The organism is Paenibacillus sp. MMS18-CY102, assembly GCF_009789195.1.
Classification (GTDB): domain Bacteria; phylum Bacillota; class Bacilli; order Paenibacillales; family Paenibacillaceae; genus Paenibacillus_T.
On the sequence record NZ_WSTC01000037.1, the window covers coordinates 46,405 to 54,530 of the forward strand.

Below are 8,126 nucleotides of genomic sequence, written 5' to 3' on the forward strand. Positions count from 1 at the left end.
TAGTGGAGAAAGGATTTCCGATTTTCCGGCAAGACATGTTGATCGAAGAGATTAGTGAGGTGGCCAACGGTTATATTGAGTCTGAGTGGAGGCCCCTGTACGAATCCATGCATGAACAATTGACGGCTGCTTTTGCTGAAATCGAAGATGCAGCCTACGGCCTTTATTTGGATCAGCTTATGCCGGTTATATTCGTGCACCTAGAGGATGCTGGATTTAGCACGATGGAGCAGCTCGAAGAAAGTGATTTTGTGATCGCCCAGCGCTTGATTTTCCGCAACTCCCTTGAAAAATGGGGCTCAGAAGACAACAGGTCGAGAATATTCTGGAACGTCATTCATGATAAGCAAGGCAACCCGAGTGGCACCCTACTCACGGAAATTCCCCACTCCCATCTGAAATTCGACATCCCTTCGGCACCGGTTACTTACGCTTTGCGGGAGACTCGCAAGGAGCGGATCGTACAGGGCCTCAGAAGCATGAAAGAATCCGTTTGAGCTTATTAGAATAAGATGTGAGCACTGCAATAGAAGGTGAATAAGGGGTTTTGTTGAATATAATGCAGTGCCTACATCTTGTCGATAGGAGGACATTGAATAATGAGCGAGAACAACAAAGGTATCATTGAACATTATATTGGGGCCTACAATTCATTTGATATTGAAGGCATGCTTAGCCTCTTGCATCAAGATGTTCTGTTCAGGAATTATTCCAATGGAGAAGTGAATGCAGAGACCAGGGGAATACAACAATTTAGAGGGTTAGCGGAAAAGTCTGCAAAAATTTTCTCCAGCCGGTGCCAAACGATTACTAGCTATAGCGCTATTGCCAATAAAGCCGAGATCCAAGTTGATTATAAAGCCATCTTGTCGGAAGATTTGCCTAATGGATTAAAACAAGGAGATCAGCTTCAGCTTAAGGGGAAGTCTGTATTTGAGTTTCAAGAAGGAAAAATATCGGTAATTGAGGATTACAGTTAGCAGGCAGATGTTAGCATATGAAGATGAATACAGAGCACGGCGAGTTAGGTGCCGCGGCTCTGTTTTTTGTGTAAGTTTTATGGGTGGAAGTCCGCCTGAGTGCACGTTGAGGAGTGGAGAATTTTTATGGTTATTGGAATTATTGGAGAGTTTGATCCTATAGAAACAGAATGGATATCAACCGAGAACGCAGATCGTATCTTTCAAAGGATCGAATTGTTGAATTAAAGATAAAGCAAAGCCAATTGACACCCTGGAAACGCCCGACATATAATTAGGATGCTAGTTAAATTGTTGAATGGAGCCATACCACATGTCCCAATCTGTCCTTTATTTGAAAAGAACCTATATTATTATGCGCAAAGAGCTGGACGTGCGATTGAGCGCCTTCAACCTGACGACTTCGCAATTCGAGATTTTGGGCTATCTGGCTCAATCCGGAGGATTGGAGCAGCAGAAGCTCCAGCATCACAGCGGAATTACATCCGCGACGTTGACCGGCATATTAGATAAGCTAGAGGCCCGGTCATACATTACCCGTAAGCCTAGCCATACCGACGGAAGGGCTAATATTGTGACGCTTACACCGCAGGGCAACGAGGTGTTCGGTAAGCTGGTGGATCTTATTTTGGAATTCGAGAACGAAATGCTTAAAGGGTTCACGCAAGCCGAGAGAGATTTGCTGGGACAGTGGCTGCAGCGAGTAGCCAAAAATCTAGGGGATAAGGAATATTATTAATAGGGGCTTTCAGCCTTCACATATAGCTAGCATCCTAACGATATGAGGGGGTGAGTGCAGTGGTACATCTATAGGGAGGAACATTCATAAAGGTTGTCATATAGCTAGGATCCTAATTAATTTGAGGTGAATATCATGCGAATCATAGTTACAGGAGGAACAAGCGGAATTGGTTACGGGGTGGCGTGTTTAGCCGTGGAACGCGGTTGGGAGGTAACGATCATCGGCCGCAATCGAACCCAAGGAGCAAAGATTGCCGCCGAGCTGGGGGTGAATTACCTCTATGCAGACCTGTCCCTCATGTCGGATGTACGCCGATTAGTGGAACAGCTCGAAGAACCTATTCATGCATTAGCGCTGTGTGCGGGAGGCGTTTATACCGGCAAAGAGGTGCGGCTGACGAGTGAAGGGCTGGAGACGACATTTGCAACAAACTATTTGAGTAAATTTACGTTATCAGAGATGCTGCTTCAGCAGAACAAAATCGTATCCGGTGGATGCATCGCGATGGTGGGAGGCAATGGCGCCCATAAGAATGTTTCAACGAATTGGACGGCACCTCATGCAGGTCTACAGGCAGCGATGAAGGCGGCGCTTGCTGTCGATCTCTATGCTGCCGATCTAGCCAAACGGTATCCGCAATTGCGCGTGCATGCCTGCTATCCGGGAATGGTTCGAACGAATCTGTTCCAAGAGGCGCCACTGCTGTTCCGATTGTTGTCTCGACTATTCGGCCAGCCAATAGCCAAAGGCAGCTCGTATCTAGGCCGTCTTATCTTGGAGAAGCATTCGGGGGTGCATTGGAAGCGGGACCGTCCGATGCGTTTCCGCGATTCCTTGCCTGAAGGCCAAGAAGCCGAGGCGCTATGGGCATATAGCCGGCAACATATCTGACCACATAACTGAGGGGGATTATTCATGCGTTATAAAGCAGGCTGGCTGGTGCAAAATCATATTTTGGCGCTGACGCATTTTGAACCAATTGTAACGATGGAGGATTTCCGAAATATCGCTACGGATGCGCGGATGGCTTTGCAAGAGGCTACGCAGCCCTTTCACCTTTTGATTGATAATCGCAATATCGCCGAAAATACGGTCGCCACTCTGGATTCGATGTTGAAAGCTCTGCCGATCCTCGAACATGCACATTTACGATGGATTGTTGTCGTGCTGCCCGAGGCCATCAAAGAGACTGCAGCTGCTAGACAGGTTCAGCGGCATGGGTCAATTCAATTGAAATTTGTAGATAGCCTGGCTTCCGCATTCCAGCATCTTGCCCGTGAGGATGGCCGTGTAGGCGGGGTGGCTGGCATGGAAATGAGTTGGGAGGATTGGCGTTCCAGGGTAAGTGGATCGAACAGTTTATTTTAATAACGTGCACAGCATTATACAGAGCAGGGCAAGGCTGCACGCCGTTGCCCTGCATTTTCTATATTGAGCCAATTATTATATAGTGAAGTCAGGCCTAGTGCGAGACTTTAAAGTTTATCATTCCATGTCCAAGGACAGAAGCGACACGAGAATCCAGCGAGGCTAGCCCTTCTGTCGCTTGCGCAGCGGAGATATCACCAAGACCATATATCCGTTGCCAACCAAACGCATGTTTAAGCAGGCCAGAGATGGTTTGCTTGGCTGCGCCATCGTTTCCACACATAAATAGATCATGATCCCCGCGAGCGACCATATTGGGATTCACCATTACTCCGGCGGCGATATAGTTCATTGCTTTGACCACTTTAGCTTCAGGAAATGCTGATTGAATGCGTTCGCCTAGCGACTCCCCGGTCGACGTAAATAGCTTCATTCGCCCTTCTGTAAAATCAATTGGCAAAGACACATCCAGAATGGCCTTGCCTCGCTAAAGCAGATCCTAACGTCTTACCGGCGTTGCCGGCCCCAATAATTCCGATTTTCATTTGCATTCTCCGCCTCCTAGGGTAGTTTTAGGAACCCTGGAAAGAGCATAAACTAGGCACTGTTCTCTCGAAAAGAACGCAATTTTTTTTGCCATACTCTACTTTTCTAGTTCAACTAATGTTTTGTAAGGAGGGATTGCCATGACTGAGCTTAGTCAGCAACATTGCTATCCAGCAATTGTCGCCGCAATCGAAGTGATTAGCGGTAAGTGGTCATATTCTGTTATTTCTCAGCTATGCCAAGGGGCACAACGGTTCAATCAACTTCATCGCAGTTTAGTTGGCATTAGCATCAAGTCGCTGACTGACACGCTTCGCCATTTGGAGCAACACGGCATTGTTTCTCGTAAAGTGTTTCCAACCGTGCCGGTAACCGTCGAATATTCACTAACGGAGAGCGGAATGGCGTATAGCGAGGTACTTGTACGAATGCGTGACTGGGGGGTTAACTGGGCAGTAAAATCTCTCTAATTATGATGGCTTCGCCGTCATTTCGCGGTACGATTCGCCTTGCTCCAGCATTTGGCGAACAGCAGCGGTAGTCCCGAATAGGGAGGCATGATAGAGCAATCCGGCTAGACCGCCTGTCCCCATGATGAATAAACGGCGCCCGCGATGGTAGAGTAACACGGTTGCCGTTTCGCGCAATTGAATTTTTCCTTTGGGCTTAACACCCAGAGCAAGCAAATCCCCTGTGGTCTCCCCGTGAAAAATAACCCGTTTAGGTGCGACAGGGACCTCCACTTCATGTCCTGTCCAATCCTTGAATATTTTTGTCCCGGCTTCATTCGATTTGGACGGCTCGTCCTGGCTTGGCTTCTCCTCAGTTGCAGGCTGAGCCGTTTGCGCTTATTCAATGGGCAAATAAAATCGGCTATTTTTATTTGGACAAAGGCGGGTTTGCTACTGGGCGGTTTAGACTTGGATATTACTGAAGGGAATTCCACCCACTTTGCCGAAATTTGATTCTAATTACTATTCCTAGACTGTGAGGAGATATTCAAATGCAATCCGTATATTCTAAGTTTAGATTTTATCTGCTTGTTATCTGCAGCTTGCTGTTATGTGCGTCGTCTTATGCTGGGGTTTCCACAGCTGCCGCGAGCAGCCAGAACGTGACATTCACAGACGTTGCAGGTGAGTATTATCACTTCTTGGCTTTAGACGATAAGGGAAACGTGTGGGGTTGGGGGAATAATATTGCAGGCCAACTTGGCGAAGGCAACAGTGGCTATCATGCCGTACCCGTACGGATCAAAGGATTCGAGAACGTTAAGCTTATTGATGCGGGGTATGATCACTCAACCGTTGTCAAACAAGACGGCACAGTGTGGGTATGGAGCGCGGGAGACTCACAGCCTAGAGAAGTGAATGGAATAACGGAAGTAATCGATATAGCAGACAGCGCCTACTACACTTTGGCTCTACGCAAGGACGGCACGGTATGGGGTTGGGGAAGAAATACTGTCGGCCAGCTGGGGAACAGTCAAAACGGCGATAACGTAGCATTACCGGTTCAAGTGCAATCACTGTCTAAAGTTACTGCAATCTCAGCTTCTTTCGAAGAAAGTTTCGCCGTTACTTCGGATGGGCAGGTATGGAGATGGGGTGCAGTGTTTAAATGCAGCGGGACTACATGTAAGAAGGAAATCGAAAAAACGCCTGTTCGGTTTGAGGGTTTAAGTGGCGTAAAATCCCTATCGGATGGTATAGCGCTTCTGCAAGATGGCACTGTTGTAAAATGGGGCATTAATTACCTAGGCAGTCTCGGAACTGGAACGATGGATTTTGGTTACTTTCCGAATCCAACCCCATTGTCTGCCCTAACAGATATTGTTCAGGTTTCGAAAACGCGTGCGGTGACAAAAGATGGGCATGTGTGGTCATGGGGACCAAACACCTATGGCCAAGTAGGCGATGGAACGACGGAAACTCGGCCAAGCCCTATTATATTGAGCAAAATTGACAACGTCGCAGCTATTACGAGCGGAGAGGAAGTTACGGTTGCCCTTACGCGAGATGGCAAGCTATATGAGTGGGGAAATAACGATAATGGGCAAATTTCTAGCGAATCCGCATATGTAATGCCTCCTACCCCGGTTCCTATGGCTCGCCAAGTTGTAAATTACGCATTGCCAATTCCTTGGCATCCCAATGATTGGACTTATGCATGGACTTATTTGGATGATAAGGGTTCGGTCGTAAAAGACAGTCAAACTTATTATCGAACAAAACCTTTCTCGGAAGGATTCGCAGCTGTTCATCGGGCCTATGATAATTTATGGGCTTTTATTACGGTTAACGGTGAGCCGGCATTTTCGGGTAAATATACGGTCGTCAAAGATTTTCATCAAGGCAGGGCGGCAGTTAAGGATCAGAAGGGCTGGCAATTCATCAATACAAAGGGTGAATTTATTGGCCAGAATCGCTATTTGAACGCAGACAACTTTGCCAATGGGCTTGCTCCCGTGTTAGTCGGCCAGAAATGGGGCTATATTGATCTATCTGGAAAAATGGTGATTGCTCCACAGTTTTCATCGGCAAAGTCGTTCTCCAATGGCCAGGCGGCTGTGAAAGTGAATGGGAAATGGGGATTTATCGATGCGAAAGGAAAGGTCGCCATTAAGGCGGCATACACAACCGTAGGAGACTTTACGGGACAAGTGGCTGCAGTCAGCCAGAACGGTAAATGGGGCTATCTCAATAAGACTGGAGCTTGGGTGATAAAACCTCAGTATGAGGATGCAAAAGCATTTTCAAATACCCTATTGGCCCCTGTAAAAATAAAAGGAAAGTGGGGCTATATCAATCTTGAAGGCAAGGTGGCGGTATCTCCTCAATATGAAGATGCAGTTCCTTTTCAAGAGGGCTTAGCCAGTGTGAAGAAAAACGGTTTTTGGGCGATAATCAACAGTTCGGGCAGATTGGTGACATCATTTAACTTTGTTGAGGTTCGGCCGTATGCCAATAAGTTTGCTTGGGTCGCTACAGCAACAGACAATGGTTACATTGATTCAACAGGCAAGTGGTATTACAAGGCCAAGATCGTTCAACTTCCTTGAGTAGAGGCAAAGGTTTAGGAAGTTTAATACAGAGCACGGCGAGCGGATTCCGTTGCTCTGTATTTTTTATGAGTGAATAAGACCAGTGCGCAATTAGGAAGAAGGTTCGAATTAGTTATGGAATCAAACAAGGAAACCATCATAAGTGCAGCGGAACAATTTGCGAAATCAGAGTTAGAAAATGACTCTACGGGCCATGATTGGTGGCATGTCTATCGGGTTGTGCGAATGGCAGAACGATTAGCTGCAAACGAGGGCGCGAACGTTTTTATTTGTAGGGTTGCTGCTTTGCTTCATGATGTAGCAGATGAGAAGCTCAACGATTCTAAGGAGAGCGGATTAAAAAAAGTCAGTGATTGGCTTGAACGCCAGCCGCTTGATGATGAAGAGCGCGAGCACATTATTGAAATCATTTCGACCATGTCATACAATGCGGGAACGAATCCGCCTATGCGTACAATTGAGGGCAAAGTCGTCCAAGATGCGGATCGCCTTGATGCTATAGGGGCAATAGCGATTGCTAGAACGTTTGTATATGCAGGCTGGATTGGCCAACCGATCCATGACCCTGGCATAGCGCCACGCCACTCGATGAGTGCGGTGGAATATCGCAAGGAAAAGAGTACAGCGATCAATCACTTCTATGAGAAGCTGCTAAAGCTTAAGGATCGAATAAATACATCTTCTGCAAGGGAGATTGCTGAGGAAAGGCATGCGTTTATGGAGCAATATTTGAAACAATTCGGGTTGGAGTGGGAAAGCGGGAAGTGAGTATTGGCAATAATCTATATAGAGGTATAGTTCGTCGGGTAAGCAGTAACCGATCGTTTAGTTGTCCGCATTCTTCGGCGTCTGCATAAAGTTTCGCGCGGACCTTCTTTATAAGTTTAGAAACCAGCATGTGTATTTTACTAATGCATAGCACATGGCTTGTCCAGTAACGAAGGAATAAAACAAATTGGATAAAATTAGTTGTTGATTATTATAAGAGATGCATGATAAGATGTATCTCGCCGCCAAAACGGTAAACAATCACGAGAAAGCTCAAATACATAAATTAAAAAAAGTGTTTGACACTCGAAAGTAACATGTGATATATTATAGATCCTGTCGCAAACGACGGGGCAACAAAAGAAGATTTGTTCCTTGAAAACTGAACAATGAGCGATATGTTTTTAAAGCTAGTAACGAAATGAGCTACAAACTTAACTTTTATGGAGAGTTTGATCCTGGCTCAGGACGAACGCTGGCGGCGTGCCTAATACATGCAAGTCGAGCGGAGTTGATGGAGTGCTTGCACTCCTGATGCTTAGCGGCGGACGGGTGAGTAACACGTAGGCAACCTGCCCGTAAGACTGGGATAACATTCGGAAACGAATGCTAATACCGGATACGCGATTTTCTCGCATGAGGGAATCGGGAAAGAAGG

11 protein-coding genes and 1 rRNA gene are annotated in these 8,126 nt (G+C 46.6%); 9 read left to right on the forward strand and 3 right to left on the reverse strand.

Features of this window, described 5'->3' with window-relative positions; genetic code table 11:
- The first annotated feature begins 2 nt into the window (after positions 1–2).
- The 5 genes from GON22_RS21755 (at position 3) to GON22_RS21775 (ending at position 3,090) form a co-directional block, all read left to right on the forward strand.
- A complete protein-coding gene (locus tag GON22_RS21755) occupies positions 3–497 on the forward strand; it encodes a DUF6022 family protein (protein WP_160398221.1) in 495 nt (164 codons plus the stop codon).
- A 99-nt stretch (positions 498–596) separates the two neighbouring features.
- Positions 597–980: a nuclear transport factor 2 family protein gene (locus GON22_RS21760; protein ID WP_336604354.1), complete on the forward strand. Its 384-nt coding sequence runs from the start codon at positions 597–599 to the stop codon at positions 978–980.
- A gap of 313 nt (positions 981–1,293) precedes the next feature.
- The gene (locus tag GON22_RS21765) at positions 1,294–1,719 is read left to right on the forward strand and encodes a MarR family winged helix-turn-helix transcriptional regulator (protein WP_160398223.1); all 426 of its coding nucleotides are present in this window, start codon (positions 1,294–1,296) and stop codon (positions 1,717–1,719) included.
- 135 nt (positions 1,720–1,854) lie between these two features.
- Positions 1,855–2,613 carry an SDR family NAD(P)-dependent oxidoreductase gene (locus GON22_RS21770; RefSeq protein WP_160398224.1) on the forward strand — a complete coding sequence of 253 codons (759 nt, stop codon included), beginning with the start codon at positions 1,855–1,857 and terminating at the stop codon, positions 2,611–2,613.
- A 24-nt stretch (positions 2,614–2,637) separates the two neighbouring features.
- A complete protein-coding gene (locus GON22_RS21775; protein WP_160398225.1) occupies positions 2,638–3,090 on the forward strand; it encodes a hypothetical protein in 453 nt (150 codons plus the stop codon).
- A gap of 94 nt (positions 3,091–3,184) precedes the next feature.
- On the opposite strand, the gene GON22_RS21780 is transcribed toward GON22_RS21775, so the two are convergent.
- Together GON22_RS21780 and GON22_RS26810 are read right to left on the reverse strand one after the other, a co-directional pair.
- Entirely contained in the window at positions 3,185–3,523 is a 339-nt protein-coding gene (locus GON22_RS21780) for a hypothetical protein (protein ID WP_160398226.1), read from the reverse strand.
- A gap of 16 nt (positions 3,524–3,539) precedes the next feature.
- Positions 3,540–3,641, reverse strand: coding sequence for an NAD(P)-binding domain-containing protein (locus GON22_RS26810; protein WP_442954397.1), 102 nt, complete (start codon positions 3,639–3,641; stop codon positions 3,540–3,542).
- 135 nt (positions 3,642–3,776) lie between these two features.
- Between GON22_RS26810 and GON22_RS21790 the strand changes: the two genes are divergently transcribed.
- Complete coding sequence (locus tag GON22_RS21790) at positions 3,777–4,106, forward strand: winged helix-turn-helix transcriptional regulator (RefSeq protein ID WP_160398228.1); 330 nt, start codon at positions 3,777–3,779, stop codon at positions 4,104–4,106.
- Here the strand turns inward: GON22_RS21790 and GON22_RS26255 are convergent, their stop codons facing one another.
- Complete coding sequence (locus tag GON22_RS26255; protein WP_237179292.1) at positions 4,107–4,322, reverse strand: hypothetical protein; 216 nt, start codon at positions 4,320–4,322, stop codon at positions 4,107–4,109. It abuts the gene before it with no gap.
- A 317-nt stretch (positions 4,323–4,639) separates the two neighbouring features.
- On the opposite strand from GON22_RS26255, the gene GON22_RS21800 reads away from it, so the two are divergent.
- The 3 genes from GON22_RS21800 to GON22_RS21810 form a co-directional block, all read left to right on the forward strand.
- Entirely contained in the window at positions 4,640–6,697 is a 2,058-nt protein-coding gene (locus GON22_RS21800) for a WG repeat-containing protein (RefSeq protein WP_160398229.1), read from the forward strand.
- 117 nt (positions 6,698–6,814) lie between these two features.
- Positions 6,815–7,468: an HD domain-containing protein gene (locus GON22_RS21805; protein WP_160398230.1), complete on the forward strand. Its 654-nt coding sequence runs from the start codon at positions 6,815–6,817 to the stop codon at positions 7,466–7,468.
- A 440-nt stretch (positions 7,469–7,908) separates the two neighbouring features.
- A 16S ribosomal RNA gene (locus tag GON22_RS21810) occupies positions 7,909–8,126 on the forward strand; the annotation flags it as partial.